Source organism: Flaviramulus aquimarinus (assembly GCF_039543205.1).
GTDB classification, from domain to species: Bacteria; Bacteroidota; Bacteroidia; order Flavobacteriales; family Flavobacteriaceae; genus Flaviramulus_B; species Flaviramulus_B aquimarinus.
The window spans coordinates 466,808-487,051 of sequence record NZ_BAABJH010000001.1 but is presented as its reverse complement, the minus strand read 5'-3'; the positions used below and the strand labels follow the sequence as shown (position 1 = coordinate 487,051).

The following is a 20,244-nucleotide window of genomic DNA, read 5'->3' as shown; positions in this document are numbered from 1 at the left end:
AGAGTTTGTTAATATTTTCTATTTGGTATAATTGAATTTTACGGTTTCTGTAGAACCATCTTTTTGATAAATATCTACATAAACATTCATTTCGTTATCACTTATTTTTTCAAATATTATACCTTCAAAAATAGCTTTGGTAGAAGTGATTTCTTTTAAAGGGAAATCAACAGTTTCTTCTTTAGTTTCCCAGCCTTTCAAATCATTATTAAAATGTTTTAATTGGAGGATTAGCGTATTTTCTACCTCTCTAATGATTTCTATTTCATAAAAAGAAACTTTTCCATTGTTGATTAATTTAAAAGTAGCCATCATGGATCCACCAGATGGTTCACTCCAGTTTTCTTCTGTCAGTCCACCAAAAGCCTCACCTTTCCAGTTACCAGAAATCCAAGCTATATTTTTTAGTTTGTGCTCTAGTTTTTTTTCGGTTTGTGCTTTACAAGATAAACTGAATAATGGAGTAATCATGATTAATATAACCATAATATATGTTTTCATAATCTTAAGTTTTTATAGTTTGTATCTTATTAGGTGTCCATCGTGTAGTGATTCATCTTCTAAAGATAATGAAATATAAAAGCGCTTCGAAAATTAATTCAGAAGCGCTTTTAAGATTTGAGTTAGTCACTCTATATATATGCTGTTTTTATTTTAAAAACAATATTTATTTTCTTTGATTACTTTATCGGCAATAATATGCCTTAGTTCTATAATGTTAGGCATGTTTACATATTTAATATAACGTTTTAATCCTATAAGCATCATACGTTGTTCATCACCAGTCGAGAATGAAATTATTGAATGTTTTCCAGCAGTTTCAATAACATCAATAGCATGGAACAAGTTTAGTTTTGCCATAGCTATTTGCTCTTTTACATTAGCTTCACCTTCTTTTTTCGCCATTTTTTCAGCACGAAGAATGGCGGATTCGGCGAGATAGATTTGAATTAAAATATCTGAAGATGCCAACATAAGTTGTTGTTGTCCTTCAATTTTTTCTCCATATTTCTGAAAAGCGGCACCTGTAACCATTAAAAATAATTTTTTAAGGTTTTTAACAATGCTTTTTTCTTCTGAAAATAACTCTGAAAAGTCTGGAACATCAAAAGACGGAATACTTGTCAGTTCTTTAGCTACAGCTTGTGCAGGTTCCAATAAATCTAAATGCCCTTTCATAGCCTTTTTAATTAGCATACCAATGCATAGCATTCTGTTAATTTCATTGGTGCCTTCGTATATTCTGGCTATTCTGGCATCTCTCCAAGCAGATTCTATAGGCGTTTCTTCAGAAAATCCCATACCTCCATAAATCTGGATGCCTTCGTCAGAACATTTTTGAATAAATTCCGATACGGCTACTTTAAGTATTGAACATTCAATGGCATATTCTTCAACGCCTTTTAATTCGGCTTCTTGATGGGTGTCTTTACCGTTATTTTGACGAATGGTAATGCGGTCTTCAATATTTTTTGACGCACGATAGGTTGCAGCTTCACCAACCCAACAATTTGTAGCCATTTCTGCTATTTTTTGACGAATGGCTCCAAAGCTAGAAATTGGTGTTTTAAATTGAATACGTTCGTTAGCATAGTTTACGGATTCTGAAATAACACGGCGTTGTGCGTCTAAACAAGCTGCTGCTAATTTTATTCTACCAACGTTTAATGCATTCATGGCAATTTTAAAACCATTACCTCGTGTTGATAACATATTCTCAGCAGGTACAACCGTTTCGTTAAAGAAAACTTGTCGGGTAGAGGATGCGCGAATACCGAGTTTGTGCTCTTCTTCACCCATAGTAATTCCGTTTGGTTTTTCTGGATCGTATTCAATAATAAAACCTGTAATGTTTTTATCATCTTCAATACGTGCAAAAACAATCATTAAACTACAAAACCCAGCATTTGAAATCCACATTTTCTGACCTGTAATTTTGTATGTTTTGCCATCTTCGGAAAGCACAGCTTTGGTTTTTCCAGAATTGGCGTCACTTCCTGCACTTGGTTCTGTTAAGCAATATGATCCGAACCATTCTCCAGAGGCTAATTTAGGGACGTATTTTTGTTTTTGTTCCTCATTACCATATAATGTAATTGGCATAGTGCCAATACCTGTATGCGCTCCAAATGCTGTACTAAAAGAGCCAGTAGCACCAGAAATAAAATCGCAAACCAAAACAGTATCAACAAAGCCCATACCCATGCCACCATATTCTTCAGGAACTGAAACACTTAAAAAACCAAGTTCTCCAGCTTGTCGCATACAAGATTCTGTTAAGGCGTAGTCTTTCTTTTCAAATTGCGCCTTTTTGGCCCAAATTTCTCTGTCAACAAATTCGGTTACAGCTTCTTTCATCATAAGCTGGTCTTCGTTGAAATCTTCAGGAGTGAAAATGTCATCACTAGTTATTTCTTTAACTAAGAATTGACCGCCACGTAAAATGTCTTTTTCCATAATAAGCCCCCTCTAACTCCCCAAATAGGGGGAGAACTGTTACGGGGTGTTTTTTTAATTATACTTTTTTTAAACTCTCTTTTGAAGGAGAGGAATTTATTGTGTTCTAACTCATAAATTTTTATAGGTTATGAGTTTTCCTCCCCTTTGGGGAGGTTAGGTGGGTCTAGTTTAAAAACTCAAATATCCCGCAGGCACCTTGCCCAGTACCTACACACATCGTTACGGCTCCATATTTACCTTTCATATCACGTTTGCGCATTTCATCAAATAATTGCACGGACAATTTTGCCCCAGTACAACCTAATGGATGCCCTAATGCAATAGCACCTCCATTAACGTTTATGATATCTGGATTTAAATCTAATTCTCTAATTACCGCTAAGGATTGCGATGCAAAGGCTTCATTTAATTCTATCAATGATAAATCTTCCTGTTTTAACCCTGCTTGCTGTAATGCTTTCGGAATAGCTTTTACAGGACCAATACCCATGATTCGAGGTTCAACACCAGCTGCTGCATAATTAACCATTCTAGCTATGGGTTCGAGGTTTAACTCTTTGACCATATCTTCACTCATTACCATAACAAAGGCTGCCCCATCACTCATTTGCGAAGAGTTACCAGCAGTTACACTTCCACCAACAGCAAATACGGCTCTTAATTTAGCTAAGGCTTCTTTACTAGTGCCCGCTCTAGGCCCTTCGTCTTTAGTTACAGTATATTTTTTTGTTGCTTTTTTTCCGTTAGCATCAATATAGGTTTGTTCGACGTCGATGGGAACAATTTGTTCTTGAAAACGATTCTCTGCTTGTGCTTTTAAGGCTTTCATATGCGAGTTAAAAGCAAATTCATCTTGATCTTCTCTAGATACTTTAAATTGTTTTGCAACGGCTTCAGCAGTATTTCCCATGCCCCAGTAATAATCTTCATGACCAGCACTAACAGTATCATAGTTTAATTCGGGTTTAAAACCTGTCATAGGTACAGAACTCATACTTTCTGAACCTCCAGCAATGATACAGTCAGCCATTCCTGCTTGAATTTTAGCTGTAGCAATGCCTATGGTCTCAATTCCTGAAGAACAAAAACGATTAACTGTTACACCAGGAACATCAACACTATTTAAGCCAATTAATGAAATGAATCGTGCCATATTTAATCCTTGAGAACCTTCTGGCATAGCATTTCCAACTATAACGTCGTCAATTCTTGAAACATCAAGGTTTGGTAATTCTTTCATCATGTGCTGAATGGTTTCAGCTCCTAACTCATCAGCTCTTTTAAAACGGAACACACCTTTTGGTGCTTTGCCAACTGCGGTTCTATATGCTTTTACTATATATGCTGTTTTCATTTTTTATGCTTTTGGCTATTAGCTTTTGGCTTCTAGCGTCTATAAATTTTAATTACGTAATGGTTTTCCTTTGGTTAACATGTGTTGGATGCGTTCTAATGTTTTACGTTCCGTACACAATGAAAGAAAGGCTTCACGTTCTAAATCTAATAAGTATTGTTCACTAACCAATGTGGGTTCAGATAAATCGCCACCAGCCATAACATAGGCCAATTTATTTGCAATTTTCTTATCATGTTCACTAATATAGTTGCTGTCTTCCATAGCGTCAGTTCCTACTAAAAACATACCTAAGGCTTGTTTTCCAAGGACTTTAACATCGTTTCGTTTTACGGGTTGTGTATAGCCCATATCTGCCATGATTTTAGCATGTTGCTTAGCTACGGCAATTTGACGATCTTTATTTACAACAACAACATCTTTTCCTTTTTGAAGAACACCTAAATCAAAAGCCTCATAAGCAGAGGTTGATACTTTTGCCATACCTATGGTTAAAAAATATTCCTGTAAGGTATTCAACTGAACATCTCCTTTTTTAAAGGTATCTGAAGCTCTTAAAGCCATTTCTTTAGAACCTGCTCCACCAGGAATAACGCCCACTCCAAATTCTACAAGTCCCATATACGTTTCTGCGGCAGCAACAACTTTGTCGGCGTGCATGGATAATTCGCAAGCACCACCTAAGGACATACCATGTGGGGCAGAAACAGTTGGAATGGAGGAGTAACGCATACGCATCATGGTATCTTGGAAGTATTTGATAGCACCATTGAGCTCATCATATTCTTGTTCTGCAGCCATCATAAAAATCATACCAATATTGGCGCCAACTGAGAAATTGGCGCCTTGATTGCCGATTATCAATCCCTCAAAATCCTTTTCTGCTAAATCGACTGCTTTGTTAAGTCCAGCTAAAACGTCACCTCCAATGGTGTTCATTTTAGATTGGAATTCACAATTAAGAATGCCATCTCCTAAATCTTCTATAACAACACCAGAGTTTTTAAATATTTCGTTGGACTTCCTGATGTTGTCTAATATGATGAAACTATCTTGACCTGGAATTTTTTCTTGTGTTTTGTTTGGAATATCATAAGCATATGTTGCGCCATCTTTTACTGTATAGAAAGACTTGCTTCCTGAAGCTAACATATCGTTTACCCAAGCATTAGGTTCTAATCCTTCGGCTTTCATAATTTCTATTCCAGTTTCTATGCCAATAGCATCCCAGATTTGGAAAGGGCCATGTTCCCAACCAAACCCTGCTTTCATGGCATCATCAATTTTATATAAATCGTCTGTGATTTCTGGAATTCTATTTGAAACATATGCGAATAATGCCGCAAAACTTTTTCTATAAAATTCACCTGCTTTATCTTTTCCGTTTACTAATATTTTAAAACGGTCAACAACTTTATCAATAGATTTTGTTAATTCTAGAGTGGCAAATTTTGCACGTTTTGCAGAACGATATTCTAAGGTATTTAAGTCGAGAGATAATATTTCTTTTTTACCTTCAGGTGAAACAGTTTTTTTGTAAAACCCTTGTCCTGTCTTACTTCCTAACCATTTGTTTGTCATCATGGTATTGATGAAATCTGGTAATTTAAAAAGTTCTAAACGTTCATCATTCGGACAGTTTTCTCTAATCCCGTTTGCAACATGTACTAAAGTATCTAAACCTACAACATCAACAGTTCTGAAGGTTGCCGATTTTGGACGACCAATAACGGGTCCAGTTAGTTTATCGACTTCTTCAATAGTTAAATCTAAATCTTTAACTGTGTGGAATAAACTTTGAATACTGAATATGCCGATTCGGTTTCCAATAAAAGCTGGGGTGTCTTTGGCAACAACTGATGTTTTTCCTAGGAATTGTTCGCCATAACCATTCAAGAATTCTAAAACTGAAGCATCTGTTTTTGGTCCAGGAATGATCTCGAATAATTTTAAGTAACGTGCTGGATTAAAAAAGTGAGTTCCACAGAAGTGTTTTTGAAAATCTTCTGAACGACCTTCACTCATAAATTTTATAGGAATACCAGATGTATTTGATGTAATTAGGGTTCCTGGCGTTCTATATTGTTCTAGGGTCTCAAAAACCTGTTGTTTAATGTCAAGTCTTTCAACTACAACTTCCATGATCCAATCTACATTAGCTACTTTAGCAATATCATCTTCTAAGTTTCCAGTAGTGATGCGGTTTGCAATAGACGCATGATAAAGTGGTGCAGGTTTAGATTTTACCGAAGTCATTAATGCGTCATTAACTAATCTGTTTCTAACCGCTTTATCTTCTAAGGTTAAACCTTTTGCTTTTTCTTTATCATTAAGTTCTCTAGGGACGATGTCCAATAATAGAACCTCTACACCAATATTAGCAAAATGGCAAGCAATACCACTTCCCATGATACCAGAACCAATAATGGCTATTTTTTTTATTCTACGTTTGCTCATTTTATTTTTTAACTATCAGATTGATTGTATATTTTTTTATTACAAACCATATCGTTAATGGTTTCAGCAACTTCATAAAAGTGTATTATTTTTTCCTCTGAAATATTACTTTTAACACTATCGTTGAATGTAAACACTTTTTCTCTTGATAATTCTCTTTTTTCTTTTCCAAATTCAGTTAAATGAATAATGACACCACGTCCATCATCAGGGTTTGGTTTACGTTCAATTAACCCTTTGCTTTCCATTGTTTTTAAAATTCTGGATAGGCTCGTGGCTTCCATTCCCATTTTAGGTCCTAATGCTGTTGATGGTGTTCCTTTTTCAGGGTCTATGCTAAGCAATGTAAAGCCTGTTGCCATGGTACTTTCAAATTTGGCAGCTTCTTCATTATACATTTTTTGAACCGAAAGCCATGTAGTTCGCAATATATAATCAATGGTTTTGTCTTTCATGTGGGAGTATTATTGATTCCAAATATATAAAATTTTATTATGCATGCATAATAAAATTAAAAAAAATCACATAAGATTAACTATATAAAGAAATAGGCAGGAATTATAACTAAGATTATGTTTATGGCCTATATATTTTTTCGATCAAGTCCAGATATTTGTTTTTAATAACATCTCGTTTTATTTTCATAGTAGGTGTGAGGTGTCCTGCATCAATAGACCAAACTTCGGGTGTGAGTTTAAACACTTTTATTTGCTCCCATTTACCAAATTTTTCATTACAGATATCCATTTCTTTTTGAATGCGCTCTTTAACGATCTCTGAGTTAGCGATTTCGGTTTCAGATTTTCCAACAGCGACTTCTTTTTTGTCAATCCAATCTTTTATAAATTCAAAATTAGGTTGGATTAGTGCTGAGGCCATTTTTTCTCCTTCACCAATAACCATGACTTGTTCAATAAACTGGGATTGTTTTAATTCGTTTTCAAGAAGAGTCGGAACAATATATTTTCCCCCAGAGGTTTTAAACATTTCTTTTTTTCTTCCTGTAATTTTCAAAAAACCATCAGCATCAATTTCACCTTTATCACCTGTATGAAAATAATCACCAGTCATGACTTCAGCAGTCTTTTCTGGGTCTTTGTAATAGCCCATCATGATATTTGGACCCTTGCAGAGTATTTCACCATCTTCGGCTATTTTAATTTCGACATCATCTATAGCTTTACCAACATATCCTATTTTCCATCCATTATTACGTCTATCACTTACAGACACTCCAGGTGATGTTTCTGTTAGCCCATAACATTCCATAATAGGCATATTAGCAGCACCAAATATATGACCTAACCTAGGTTGCAATGCAGCACTTCCAGAGCCCATAAATACAATATTGCCACCTAAAGCTTCCTGCCATTTACTGAAAATGAGTTTTCGCGCCAATGCTAGTTTTAATTCATACCACCAACCATTTTGACCATAAGGCTCAAATTTAGTTCCGAGTTCAACGGCCCAAAAAAACAATTTCTTTTTTATTCCGGTTAAATCGTGACCTTTAGCTATAATTTTATCAAAAACCTTTTCTATTAACCGAGGAACAACCGTAATCATACTAGGTTTAACTTCTTTTAAATTATCGCCTATTTTTTCAATACTTTCTGCAAAATGAATGGAGAGACAACAATATTGACATACATATAAAAATGTACGTTCAAAGATGTGGCATATAGGAAGAAAACTGAGTATTTTATGATTCTTTTCAAGAGGGAACTTCTTTTCTACAGCAAATACATTTGAAACTATATTTGAATGAGAAAGCATAACACCTTTAGGCTTTCCAGTAGTACCAGATGTGTAAATAATAGTGGCTAAATCGGAAGGGTTAACAATCCTTTTTCTAGCTTCGACATCATTCTGATTAGATTTATCTTTTCCGAGTTCAAATAATTCAGAATAATTTTTGCATCCTTTAATACTATCAAATGAATAAACGTCCTTTAAGTTTGTTTTGGCCTTAATCTTATTTATTTTTTCTAAAACAACTTCATCCGAAACAAAGCAATAGATGGATTCGCTGTGGTTTAATATATACTCATAGTCTTCAGAAGAAATGGTTGGGTAAATAGGAATGGTCTGCGCTCCAGTTTGAAGCACGCCAATATCTACAATATGCCATTCGGTTCTATTTGTAGAAGAAATAATAGCTATTTTATCATCTTTGTTAACTCCTAATTTCAGTAAGGCTCTACTTAAAGCATTAGCTTTATCAAGATATTCCTGAGTGGATGTATTAACCCATTTGTCATTATACTTTGTAACCAAAGCATTATCTAAAGGGTTGTTTTCTAATTGGTAATAAGGGAAATCAAAAAGTCTAGTTATTTCTGTCATTGGTAATTTTTAAAAATGCCATGATGCAAAGTATGAAATTAAAAAGGATTTTCAAATATGTTAAAAATTTCTTTGGAACAAGTTGCTTTGGCTATTAAGAATTACATAATACAAAACAGATAAGAATTTCTAATAATTGAGTAATGTCGATTATATGATTTATGTCATGGAAATAAACCCTCTTTGTCTATAATTTTAACCTCGAATTTTATCAAAGTTGATTATTATGGAAATATTACAAGAAGTTAAACCCCGAGTGTATAGATTTGGAGATAAATCTGCAGATGGAAACAGTAAAATGAAAAACTTATTGGGCGGTAAAGGTGCTAATTTAGCAGAAATGAGTTCAATAGGAATTCCAGTTCCACCTGGTTTTACAATTACAACTGAAGTTTGTACAGAATATAATTTATTAGGACAGGACGCGGTTGTAGAAATGATTAAGGAAGAGGTTGAAGCCTCTATAGCTAATATAGAATCATTGATGGGAACAACCTTTGGAGACAAAGAGAACCCTCTATTGGTGTCTGTTCGTTCTGGAGCTAGAGTATCTATGCCCGGTATGATGGATACAGTTCTAAATTTAGGGATGAATGATGAAGTGGTTTTGGGCTTAGCCAAAAAAACAAATAATGAGCAGTTTGCCTGGGATTCTTATCGTCGTTTTATTCAAATGTATGGTGGAGTGGTTTTAGGTATGAAACCAGCTTCAAAAGATGATATTGATCCTTTTGAAGAAATCATGGAGCATCTTAAGGAAAAAAGAGGTATTCAATTAGATACTGAATTTACTATTCAAGATTTAAAAGATTTAGTTTACGATTTTAAAGATGCAGTTAAGAAAAGAACAGGACATGATTTTCCAACAAACCCATGGGATCAACTTTGGGGAGCTATTATAGCCGTATTTAATAGTTGGAATGGAGACCGAGCTGTGTATTATAGAAATATGAATGGATATCCTGCAGATTGGGGAACCGCTGTAAATGTACAAGCCATGGTTTATGGTAATATGGGTGACAATTCAGGTACTGGCGTATGTTTTACCCGTGATGCAGGTACAGGTGAAAATGTGTTTAATGGTGAGTATTTAATAAATGCACAAGGCGAAGATGTTGTTGCAGGCGTTAGAACACCACAGCAAATAACAAAATTAGGGTCAGAACGTTGGGCAGAATTAGCAAAAATTGACGACGACGATAGAACCGAAAATTATCCTTCATTAGAAGAGTTAATGCCAAAAATTTTTAATGAACTTAATGATTATCAAGATACTTTAGAGAAGCATTACCGTGATATGCAAGATATGGAGTTTACCATCCAAGATGGTAAGTTATGGATACTACAAACTAGAAATGGTAAGCGAACAGGAGCAGCTATGGTAAAAATAGCTATGGATTTATTAAAAGAAAAAATGATTGATGAAAAAGAAGCTTTACTTTTAATTGAAGCTAATAAACTCGATGAACTTTTACATCCTGTTTTTGATCTGTCAGCCTTAAAAAAAGCTCATGTAATAGCACAAGGTTTACCAGCATCTCCTGGTGCTGCAACTGGTAAAATAGTGTTTTTTGCTGATGAAGCCAGTAAATATAAAAACAGTATTCTTGTAAGAATTGAAACTTCTCCTGAAGACTTAGAAGGCATGAACATTGCTAAAGGTATTTTAACAGCCCGCGGAGGGATGACCTCCCATGCAGCTGTAGTGGCACGTGGTATGGGTAAATGTTGTATCTCTGGTGCTGGAGCATTAAAAATAAATTATAAAACCAGAACACTTACTGTTGGTGAACATGAGTACCATGAAGGCGATTGGATATCTCTAAATGGTTCTACAGGTAATATTATAGAAGGTAAAGTAGCAACGGCAGAACCTGAGCTAAGTGGCGAATTTGCAGAAGTAATGGCACTTTCAGATAAATACGGTGTTATGAAAGTGAGAACAAATGCCGATAGTCCAAAAGATGCTAAAGTGGCACGTGGTTTTGGGGCTGAAGGTATTGGTTTAACTAGAACCGAACACATGTTTTTTGAGGTTGATAGAATTAAAGCCATGAGAGAAATGATTTTAGCCGATACTGTAAAAGGTAGAAAACAGGCTTTAGAAGATCTATTACCAATGCAACGTGCAGATTTTGAAGGTATTTTTGAAGCTATGGAAGGCTTATCGGTTACAATTCGTTTATTAGATCCACCATTACATGAATTTGTACCTCATCAATTGGCAACTCAAAAGGAACTTGCAGAAGACATGCATATTTCATTACAAGCAGTTAAAATTAAAGTATCTGAACTGGAGGAGTTTAACCCAATGTTAGGGCATAGAGGTTGTAGATTAGGTAACACATATCCAGAAATTACCGAAATGCAAACCCGAGCTATTATTGAAGCCGCTCTTAATTTAAAGGAGAAGGGCATTATTTGTAAACCAGAAATCATGGTACCTTTAATTGGTACAGTTAAAGAATTTGAATTCCAAGAGGAGCTTATAAGACGAACAGCAAAAAAAATATTTGAAGAGCGGCATGATACTGTAGAGTATTTGGTAGGTACGATGATTGAAATTCCAAGAGCCGCTTTAATGGCAGATTTAATTGCAGAAAAAGCTGACTTCTTCTCTTTCGGAACTAACGATTTAACACAAATGACTTTTGGGTATTCTCGTGATGATGCGGGTAAATTTTTACCAATATATATTGAAAAAGGAATTTTAAAAGTAGACCCTTTTGAAGTTTTAGATCAAGAAGGTGTTGGACAGTTAGTTAAAATTGGAACCGAAAGAGGTAGAAGTACAAAACCTAATTTAAAAGTGGGTCTTTGTGGTGAACATGGCGGCGAACCAAGCTCTGTAGAGTTTTGTTATAACTCAGGAATGAATTATGTAAGTTGCTCGCCTTATAGAGTACCAATTGCTAGATTGGTTTCAGCACAAGCAGCTATAAAGGCAACCTTATAGTATTATATTTTTTTAGTTAAGCCCCCAAAATAAATAAATCTATTTTGGGGGTTTATAATTCAGTTTATTATTAAATATATATAAAATATTTTAGGGTTATCAATTTTTATGAAAGTTGTATCTTATAATGAAAATGTGTGTAATAACCATCTTAAAAAAATGCTATTTATTAAGGTTTATACAGTAAAAAAGTTAAAAGAATAAACATTTCATTTTAAGGTTTTTATATTTCAAACGTTTTCGTTAAACAAGCTTCATGAATATGTATTTTTATTAGGTTTACTGACATTTGTCAGTTTTATAGTTGGTCTTGGTATTTACCTTTGAGTATATAAAAATAGACATGTTTTTTCAAAATATAAATACAATAAAACAATGGAAGTAAAACAATTTAACTACGGAATTTGGACAAAGAAAGTCAATGTAAGGGATTTTGTTATTAATAACATAACACCTTACCATGGAACACACGAATTTTTAGCTGGACCTAGTGCCAAAACTCAAAAATTATGGGAGATTTGTAAAGAAGCAGCCCTAGAAGAGAGACAAAATAATGGCGTACGTTCTGTAGATACAGAAACCATTTCAACGATTAGCGCTTTTGCTGCTGGTTATATTGATAAAGACAATGAAGTTATAGTTGGTTTGCAAACCGATGAGTTATTGAAAAGAGCTATGAAACCTTTTGGTGGTTTTAAAGTGGTTCAAAAAGCATTAGAAGAGCAAGGTTTAAAACCAAATGATGCTTTAACTGAGTTGTTTTCTAAGTATGTAAAAACGCATAATGATGGGGTTTTTGATGCTTATAATGCTGAAATTAGAAAGTTTCGTTCTTTAGGGTTTTTAACTGGATTGCCAGATAATTATGCTAGAGGTAGAATTATTGGTGATTACCGTCGTGTAGCACTTTATGGAGTTGATTTTTTAATTGAAGAGAAGAAAAAGGATTTGGCAAATATTACAGGACCAATGACAGAATCTGTAATCCGTTTGCGCGAAGAAGTTTCTGAGCAAATTAGGGCTTTACAAGATATCATTACTTTAGGTAATACCTATGATTTAGAATTAGGGCGTCCAGCAGTTACAGCTCAAGAAGCGGTGCAATGGACATACATGGGGTACTTAGCTGCGGTTAAAGAGCAAGATGGTGCTGCCATGTCTTTAGGGAATACTTCTACCTTCTTAGATATTTATATTGAAAATGATTTACAAGCAGGTCTTATTACAGAAGAAGAAGCTCAAGAGTTTATAGACCAGTTCGTAATGAAATTAAGAATGGTACGTCATTTAAGAATGGAGGCTTATGATGAAATATTTGCAGGAGATCCTACTTGGGTAACAGAAGCCATAGGGGGTATGTTTGATAATGGAAGAACTAAAGTAACTAAAACATCATTCCGTTTCTTAAATACGTTGTATAATTTAGGTGCTTCTCCAGAACCAAATATGACTGTACTTTGGTCTGAGCAGTTACCAGAAAACTTTAAAAACTACTGTTCTAAAGTTGCTATTGATACGTCTTCAATTCAATTTGAAAATGATAACTTAATGAGAGCGCAGCGTGGGTCTGATGATTACGGTATTGCATGTTGTGTATCTTATCAAGAGTTAGGAAAGTCTATTCAATTTTTTGGAGCACGTACTAACTTAGCAAAAACACTATTGTTAGCTATTAATGGTGGACGTTGTGAAAACACAGGTAAGCAAATGGTAGAAGGTATAGAACCTTATAATTGCGAATATCTAGATTTCGATAAAGTTATGGTTAATTTTAAAATTGCCATGAAAGAGGTTGCAAGAGTTTATAATGATTCTATGAATATTATTCACTACATGCACGATAAATACTATTATGAGAAAGCTCAAATGGCATTAATTGATACCAACCCAAGTATTAATATTGCTTATGGTATTGCTGGTTTATCTATTGTTGCAGATTCATTGTCAGCTATCAAATATGCAAGCGTAAAGCCAATTAGAAATGAAGAAGGTTTAACTGTAGATTTTAAAGTTGAAGGTGAGTTTCCAAAGTATGGAAATGATGAGGATGCCGTTGATGAATTAGCAGCAAAAGCTGTTGCTGACTTCAACAATGAGTTAAAAAAATTATCTGTGTATAAAGATGCAGAACCAACAATGTCTGTATTAACGATTACCTCTAATGTATCGTACGGTAAAAAAACCGGTGCTACTCCAGATGGTAGAGCAAGTGGAATACCTTTTGCTCCTGGTGCTAATCCAATGCACGGTCGCGATTGTAATGGTGCTATAGCCTCATTAAACTCTGTAGCTAAAATTGATTATAAAGATTCATTAGATGGTATTTCAAATACCTTTTCAATAGTACCAAAATCATTAGGTGCGGATGCTGATGAAAGAATTGAGAATTTAGCAACGATTATAGATGGGTATTTCATAAAAAATGCACAACATTTAAATGTAAATGTTCTGGATAAAGAAATGCTACTTGATGCTATGGAGTATCCTGAAGAATATCCACAACTAACAATACGTGTGTCTGGTTACGCTGTAAACTTTGTTAGATTAACAAAAGAACAGCAAATGGAAGTGATTACACGTTCTTTCCACGAATCCATGTAGTTTTATTAATATTTTGAAAGCATCTGAAAAAGGAGTGCAAAGCCTTCTTTTTTGGATGCTTATTTAAAAAAAAATTGACCTATCAAAACTCAAGATAACATACTAAACGTGCACTCAATCGAATCATTTGGAACCCATGATGGACCAGGTGTGAGAATGGTGCTTTTTCTCCAAGGTTGCAAACTAAAATGTTTGTATTGCCATAACCCAGATACTATTGATACGACTGGAGGAATATCATATCCTATTGAAGAGCTTGTAGAAATGGCTGTAAAAATGAAACCTTACTTTGGTAAAAAAGGAGGGGTAACAGTTTCAGGAGGAGAACCTTTGCTACAGTCAAAAGCATTAATTCCCTTTTTTAAAAGACTAAAACAAGAAAGTATTCATACCAATATAGATACAAACGGTAGATTGTTAAATCATTTTACAGAAGAATTATTAGATGAGTATACTGATTTGGTAATGTTGGATATTAAACACATGACTGAGGAAGGTTATAAGTATATAACTGGGCAAAAGAACAAAGAAACGACATTCAATTTTGCAAAATATAGAGAAGCTTCAGGAAAAAAAATGTGGTTGCGCTACGTATTGATACCAGGACTTACAAATACACCAGAATTGCTGCATGCCATGGGTGAGTATTTCAAAGATTATAAAACCATTGAAAAAATTGAACTTCAGCCTTATCACAAACTAGGTATTCATAAATGGGAATCTTTAGGTTGGGAGTATCAATTGAAAGATGCTCGCGAAAATACTGCCGAGGAAATAAAATCTGCAGTAATTATATTAGAAAAGTACTTTAAAGAAGTAAAAACAAATTAAGATGTGTTGCTGAAAAGCACACTCAAATTTTATAAATAATGAAAACACAGAAACTTAAAAACCGATGGCTAATCGCTGCTTCAGCAGTAGGAATCCATATTTCAATAGGATCAGTATATGCTTATTCGGTAATGACCAATCCTGTTAAAGATATTTTTGATGTTGATGGAAGTGTCATAAAATGGGCATTTAAAATTGCCATTTTACTTTTAGGTTTATCAGCAGCATTTTTAGGGCGCTGGGTTGAAAAAGTAGGACCAAAAATTAGTGGGACAACCGCCGGGCTATTTTATGGCGTTGGTATTTTAGGCTCAGGATTAGCTGTTCAATTGGAATCGTTACAACTGTTTTATTTATGCTACGGCGTTATTGGAGGAATCGGTCTAGGACTTGGTTATATTACGCCTGTAAGTACATTGGTGAAATGGTTTCCAGACAGACGTGGATTGGCAACAGGAATGGCGATAATGGGCTTTGGTTTTGCAGCTTTAATTTTTGGACCTGTAATGCAATCGCTATTTGATGCAGTAGGCGTTTCAAATGCCTTTTATATTCTAGGTATTATTTATATGATCCTCATATTATCTTCTGCAAGATATATTGAAAGACCGCCCGAAGGCTATATGCCAGAAGGATATAAACCAGGAGAAGGAAAAACAATCAAGACCGATATGGCAAATATTGATGCCAACGCCTCCTTAAAAACATCACGTTTTTATTACATCTGGATTATGATGTTTATAAATATAGCCTGCGGTATTGCTATAATATCTGCAGCAAGCCCCATGATGCAAGAAAAGCTTAATTATACACCTATGGAAGCTGCAGGTATAGTAGGTCTAATAGGCGTATTTAATGGATTAGGTAGAATTATGTGGTCCAGTCTTTCTGATTATCTCGGAAGAGCCAATACATACATTATCTTTTTTGGATTTCAAATTTTAGCATTCTTCTTCCTTCCGCAAATTACAATGGAATTGGCATTCTTAATCGTGTTGTTTACGGTTATAACAATGTATGGCGGTGGTTTTGCAACCCTACCAGCGTTTTTAGGAGATTTATTCGGAACAAAGCAGTTAGGCGCTATACATGGTATGGTATTGGCAGCTTGGGGATTAGCAGGAGTTGTTGGTCCTACAATTTATGATGTAGTCAAGAATAGTACAGGGTCTTTAGATACAACATTAAAAGTCTTTGCAGGCTTGTTTGTAGTAGCGTTTATAGTTTCATTATTAATGAAAAGAACGGTGACAAAGGCATACAAGAAAATGGATGAAAAAGCAGGTAAAAAGTTGAAATTTGCTTAAAATAGAAAACTAAAATTTAGTTCATTTTTATTTGAATCAGTTGGAAAGCCTAGAAATGCATTAATGCATTTCTAGGCTTTTATTTTACTTGTTCTCTAACCAAAGTCTAGCATTCACAAAAGCTTCTAACCAAGGCGACACTTCATCTTTACGTCCTTCTGGATAGTTTGCCCAATTCCATTGGAATGTAGAACGCTCAATATGTGGCATGGTTACCAAATGGCGTCCTGTTTTGTCAGACATCATAGCGGTGTTGAAATCCGAACCGTTAGGGTTATGCGGATAGCCTTCGTAACCATATTTAGCAACAATTTGGTATTTGTCTTCAGAGTAAGGTAAATTAAATTTTCCTTCACCATGCGAAATCCAAACTCCTAAAGTGCTTCCTGCAAGTGTTGATAGCATAACCGAATTGTTCTCTTGAATTTTTACTGAAGTAAAAGAGCTTTCGTGTTTATGAGAATCGTTATGATGCATTTTACCATGAATTTCATGGTCAGGATTTATAAGGTCCAATTCCATCCATAGTTGACAGCCATTGCATATTCCAACGGATAAGGTGTCTTCTCTAGCAAAGAAATCTTTAATAACTTTATTAGCCTTTTCATTATATTTAATGGCACCTGCCCAACCTTTGGCAGAGCCTAAAACATCCGAATTACTAAAGCCACCAACAGCTCCTAAAAATTGAATGTCTTCTAAAGTTTCACGACCAGAAATTAAATCGGTCATGTGTACGTCTTTAACATCAAAGCCAGCTAAATACATGGCGTTTGCCATTTCGCGTTCAGAATTAGATCCCTTTTCACGTAGTATGGCTGCTTTAGGTCTTGTTTTTCCAATGACCGGTAATTTTCCTGTAAAATGTTTAGGGAACGTATATTGTAGCGGTTGGTTTTTATAATTATCAAAACGATCTTGAGCTAAATTATTAGCGGTTTGTTTTTGATCTAAAAGGAAAGACGTTTTATACCAAACATCGCGTAATCGTGAAACGGTCATGGTAAATACTTCAGCATTATTAATAATGTTTAGTGTATCACTTTCATTTACTTTACCAATGTTGAAGAATTCAATATTGGCACCAGATAAAACCTTTTCAATTGAAACATCTTTAGCTTGAATAACGATACCTGCATTTTCAGCAAATAAGATTTTGAATGCATCTTTTTCATTTAAAGCCGAAAGATCCAATTCAGCACCTAAATTCGTATCTGCAAAACATAATTCTAAAAGCGTGGTAATTAACCCACCTGAAGCCACATCATGTCCGGCAACAATTTGCTCATTTCTAATTAAATCTTGAATGGTGTTAAAAACTGTTTTAACGTAAGCGGCATCTTTTACATTAGGTGCATCATTTCCTATTTTATTCAGTATTTGAGCAAATGAGCTTCCACCTAATTTAAAATCATCTTGGGATATATTGATATAATAAATATCGCCAGCATTTTTATTAAAAACAGGTTCAACAATTTTTGAAATATTATTACAGTTTGCACCAGCTGAAATAATAACTGTTCCCGGAGAAATCACATCTTCGTTAGGATATTTTTGCTTCATGGAAAGTGAATCTTTCCCTGTTGGCACATTAATACCTAAATCAATAGCAAATTCTGAAATGGCTTGAACGGCTTCATACAAGCGCGCATCTTCACCTTCGTTTTTACAAGGCCACATCCAGTTGGCAGATAATGAAATAGATGTTAAGCCATTTTTTAATGGTGCCCAAATAATATTGGTCAATGCTTCGGTAATGGAATTTCTACTCCCAGCAACGGGATTGATTAATCCAGAAATAGGAGAGTGTCCAATCGATGTCGCGACACCTTCTTTTCCTTTATAATCTAGTGCCATAACACCTACGTTGTTAAGCGGTATTTGTAAAGGGCCAACACATTGCTGTTTAGCCACTTTACCGCCAACACAGCGGTCTACTTTATTTGTTAGCCAGTCTTTACATGCTACAGCTTCAAGTTGTAAAACTTGGTCTAGATAGGTGTAAAAATCATTAGTGTTATAAGAAATATGACTATAATTTCTTTTAACTGTTTTGTCTGTCATTATCGTTTTTGGTGAACTGCCAAACATATCTTCCATAGCTAAATCCATAGGCTTACTGCCATTGGTTTTAGATTCAAATGTAAAACGGTCATCACCAGTAACATCACCAACGGTATACATTGGTGAACGCTCACGGTCTGCAATGTTATGGAGTGTTTCTAAATGTTCTTCACCAATAACCAATCCCATACGCTCTTGAGATTCATTACCAATTATTTCTTTATCAGATAGGGTTGGGTCACCAACAGGTAAAGCATCTAAATCAATTTTACCACCAGTATCTTCAACTAATTCTGATAGACAATTTAAGTGTCCGCCAGCACCATGGTCATGTATGGAAACAATAAAATTTTCATCACTTTCAACCATGCCACGTACAGCATTGGCCGCTCGTTTTTGCATTTCTGGGTTAGAACGTTGTACGGCGTTTAATTCGATTCCAGAAGCAAACGCACCAGTATCTGCAGATGATACCGCAGCACCACCCATTCCAATACGGTAATTTTCCCCACCAAGAATAACGATTTTATCACCAGTTTTTGGTGTGTCTTTTAAGGCTTGATCTTGTTTTCCATAACCAATGCCTCCTGCTTGCATAATGACTTTGTCGAAGCCTAACTTTCTTGCTTCTTCTTCATGTTCAAACGTTAATACTGAACCACTAATTAGTGGTTGCCCAAACTTGTTCCCAAAGTCCGAAGCTCCGTTGGATGCTTTTATTAAAATATCCATAGGGGTTTGGTATAACCAATTGCGTTCTTCAACACCGTTTTCCCAAGGACGGCTTTTTTCCAATCTAGAATATGAGGTCATATACACGGCGGTTCCTGCTAATGGTAATGAACCTTTTCCTCCAGCCAGTCTATCTCTAATTTCTCCACCAGCACCTGTTGCTGCACCATTAAATGGTTCAACTGTTGTTGGGAAATTATGTGTTTCTGCTTTAAGTGAAATCACAGAATCAAAATCTTCAATAGTATAATAATCTGGAACATCTGCACGCTTGGGGGCGAATTGTTCTACTTTTGGGCCTTTAATAAAAGCCACATTATCTTTATATGCTGAAACAATATCGTTAGGGTGTTGTTTGGAGGTTTCTTTAATTAATTTGAAAAGCGATGTTGGTTTCTCCTCGCCATCAATAACAAATGTACCGTTAAAAATTTTATGGCGACAGTGCTCAGAATTCACCTGAGAAAATCCAAAAACTTCAGAGTCGGTTAATGGTCTTCCGATTTTCTTTGAAACACCTTCCAAGTATTCAACTTCTTCATCACTTAATGATAAACCTTCCTGTTGGTTATATGCCGAAATATCTTCAATATTAAGGATAGGTTCTGGTTGGATATCAATGGTAAATGAGTCTTGATTTAAACCGCTAAATTTTTCAGAAATCATGGGGTCAAAATCATTAAAATCTTCTGAAACAGTTTGGAATTCCTCAATTCTAATAATATCAGAAATACCCATATTTTGAGTAATTTCAACGGCATTGGTACTCCAAGGGGTAATCATTGCAGCACGAGGTCCAACAAAAAAAGCATCTAAAGATGCTTGTTCTATTTTAGGCTGGTTGCCAAATAACCATACTAGTTTTGAAATGGTTTCAGTTGATAATTCTTTTGTGGTTTGAACAGCAAAAACTTTGCTATTTACGTTTCCAAAGAAATGAATCATTATGTCTTGATTTGTGTTTGTTTAAAGAAAGTGCAAATTTACTGCTTTTTAATGAAATTTTAAGGAAATGTAAAGTGGAAAATTGTGAGTTATCCACGGGTTTTAAACAAGTGTTTTTAGTTTTGGTCGTTATCTTCTCTATAGTTATCAGGATTCAAACTCTAAAACACTAATTAGTTTAAACTTCTCAT

At 34.9% G+C, this 20,244-nt stretch carries 11 protein-coding genes; 4 read left to right on the top strand and 7 right to left on the bottom strand.

The window, feature by feature from the left end:
• Positions 1–18 precede the first annotated feature (18 nt).
• From ABD941_RS02210 to ABD941_RS02185, 6 genes are all read right to left on the bottom strand, one after another.
• The gene (locus ABD941_RS02210; RefSeq protein ID WP_345272352.1) at positions 19–501 is read right to left on the bottom strand and encodes a DUF6265 family protein; all 483 of its coding nucleotides are present in this window, start codon (positions 499–501) and stop codon (positions 19–21) included.
• Positions 502–654: 153 nt separating this feature from the next.
• Complete coding sequence (locus tag ABD941_RS02205) at positions 655–2,457, bottom strand: acyl-CoA dehydrogenase family protein (RefSeq protein ID WP_345272351.1); 1,803 nt, start codon at positions 2,455–2,457, stop codon at positions 655–657.
• Between the two features lie 166 nt (positions 2,458–2,623).
• The gene (locus ABD941_RS02200) at positions 2,624–3,814 is read right to left on the bottom strand and encodes an acetyl-CoA C-acyltransferase (protein ID WP_345272350.1); all 1,191 of its coding nucleotides are present in this window, start codon (positions 3,812–3,814) and stop codon (positions 2,624–2,626) included.
• Positions 3,815–3,862: 48 nt separating this feature from the next.
• Positions 3,863–6,271, bottom strand: a complete 2,409-nt coding sequence (locus ABD941_RS02195; protein WP_345272349.1) for a 3-hydroxyacyl-CoA dehydrogenase/enoyl-CoA hydratase family protein — start codon at positions 6,269–6,271, stop codon at positions 3,863–3,865.
• 8 nt (positions 6,272–6,279) lie between these two features.
• The gene (locus tag ABD941_RS02190; RefSeq protein ID WP_345272347.1) at positions 6,280–6,726 is read right to left on the bottom strand and encodes a MarR family winged helix-turn-helix transcriptional regulator; all 447 of its coding nucleotides are present in this window, start codon (positions 6,724–6,726) and stop codon (positions 6,280–6,282) included.
• Positions 6,727–6,847: 121 nt separating this feature from the next.
• Positions 6,848–8,617: an AMP-dependent synthetase/ligase gene (locus ABD941_RS02185; RefSeq protein WP_345272346.1), complete on the bottom strand. Its 1,770-nt coding sequence runs from the start codon at positions 8,615–8,617 to the stop codon at positions 6,848–6,850.
• 226 nt (positions 8,618–8,843) lie between these two features.
• Here ABD941_RS02185 and ppdK point away from each other — a divergent pair, with 226 nt between their 5' ends.
• The 4 genes from ppdK to ABD941_RS02165 all read left to right on the top strand — a co-directional run bounded on the left by ppdK (position 8,844) and on the right by ABD941_RS02165 (position 16,312).
• Positions 8,844–11,573: a pyruvate, phosphate dikinase gene (ppdK, locus tag ABD941_RS02180; protein WP_345272345.1), complete on the top strand. Its 2,730-nt coding sequence runs from the start codon at positions 8,844–8,846 to the stop codon at positions 11,571–11,573.
• A gap of 375 nt (positions 11,574–11,948) precedes the next feature.
• Complete coding sequence (gene pflB, locus ABD941_RS02175; protein ID WP_345272344.1) at positions 11,949–14,174, top strand: formate C-acetyltransferase; 2,226 nt, start codon at positions 11,949–11,951, stop codon at positions 14,172–14,174.
• Positions 14,175–14,282: 108 nt separating this feature from the next.
• Entirely contained in the window at positions 14,283–15,005 is a 723-nt protein-coding gene (pflA, locus tag ABD941_RS02170) for a pyruvate formate-lyase-activating protein (RefSeq protein ID WP_345272343.1), read from the top strand.
• Positions 15,006–15,043: 38 nt separating this feature from the next.
• Complete coding sequence (locus tag ABD941_RS02165) at positions 15,044–16,312, top strand: L-lactate MFS transporter (protein ID WP_345272341.1); 1,269 nt, start codon at positions 15,044–15,046, stop codon at positions 16,310–16,312.
• Between the two features lie 84 nt (positions 16,313–16,396).
• Here ABD941_RS02165 and purL read toward each other — a convergent pair whose 3' ends face one another.
• Positions 16,397–20,053: a phosphoribosylformylglycinamidine synthase gene (gene purL, locus ABD941_RS02160; protein WP_345272340.1), complete on the bottom strand. Its 3,657-nt coding sequence runs from the start codon at positions 20,051–20,053 to the stop codon at positions 16,397–16,399.
• Between the last annotated feature and the right edge of the window lie 191 nt (positions 20,054–20,244).

Coding starts and splice junctions, on each gene's coding strand:
- ABD941_RS02165 (WP_345272341.1), top strand. CDS start 15,044: ATGAAAACACAGAAACTTAAAAACCGATGGCTAATCGCTGCTTCAGCA.
- ABD941_RS02205 (WP_345272351.1), bottom strand. CDS start 2,457: ATGGAAAAAGACATTTTACGTGGCGGTCAATTCTTAGTTAAAGAAATA.
- ppdK (WP_345272345.1), top strand. CDS start 8,844: ATGGAAATATTACAAGAAGTTAAACCCCGAGTGTATAGATTTGGAGAT.
- ABD941_RS02195 (WP_345272349.1), bottom strand. CDS start 6,271: ATGAGCAAACGTAGAATAAAAAAAATAGCCATTATTGGTTCTGGTATC.
- ABD941_RS02190 (WP_345272347.1), bottom strand. CDS start 6,726: ATGAAAGACAAAACCATTGATTATATATTGCGAACTACATGGCTTTCG.
- ABD941_RS02185 (WP_345272346.1), bottom strand. CDS start 8,617: ATGACAGAAATAACTAGACTTTTTGATTTCCCTTATTACCAATTAGAA.
- ABD941_RS02210 (WP_345272352.1), bottom strand. CDS start 501: ATGAAAACATATATTATGGTTATATTAATCATGATTACTCCATTATTC.
- purL (WP_345272340.1), bottom strand. CDS start 20,053: ATGATTCATTTCTTTGGAAACGTAAATAGCAAAGTTTTTGCTGTTCAA.
- pflB (WP_345272344.1), top strand. CDS start 11,949: ATGGAAGTAAAACAATTTAACTACGGAATTTGGACAAAGAAAGTCAAT.
- ABD941_RS02200 (WP_345272350.1), bottom strand. CDS start 3,814: ATGAAAACAGCATATATAGTAAAAGCATATAGAACCGCAGTTGGCAAA.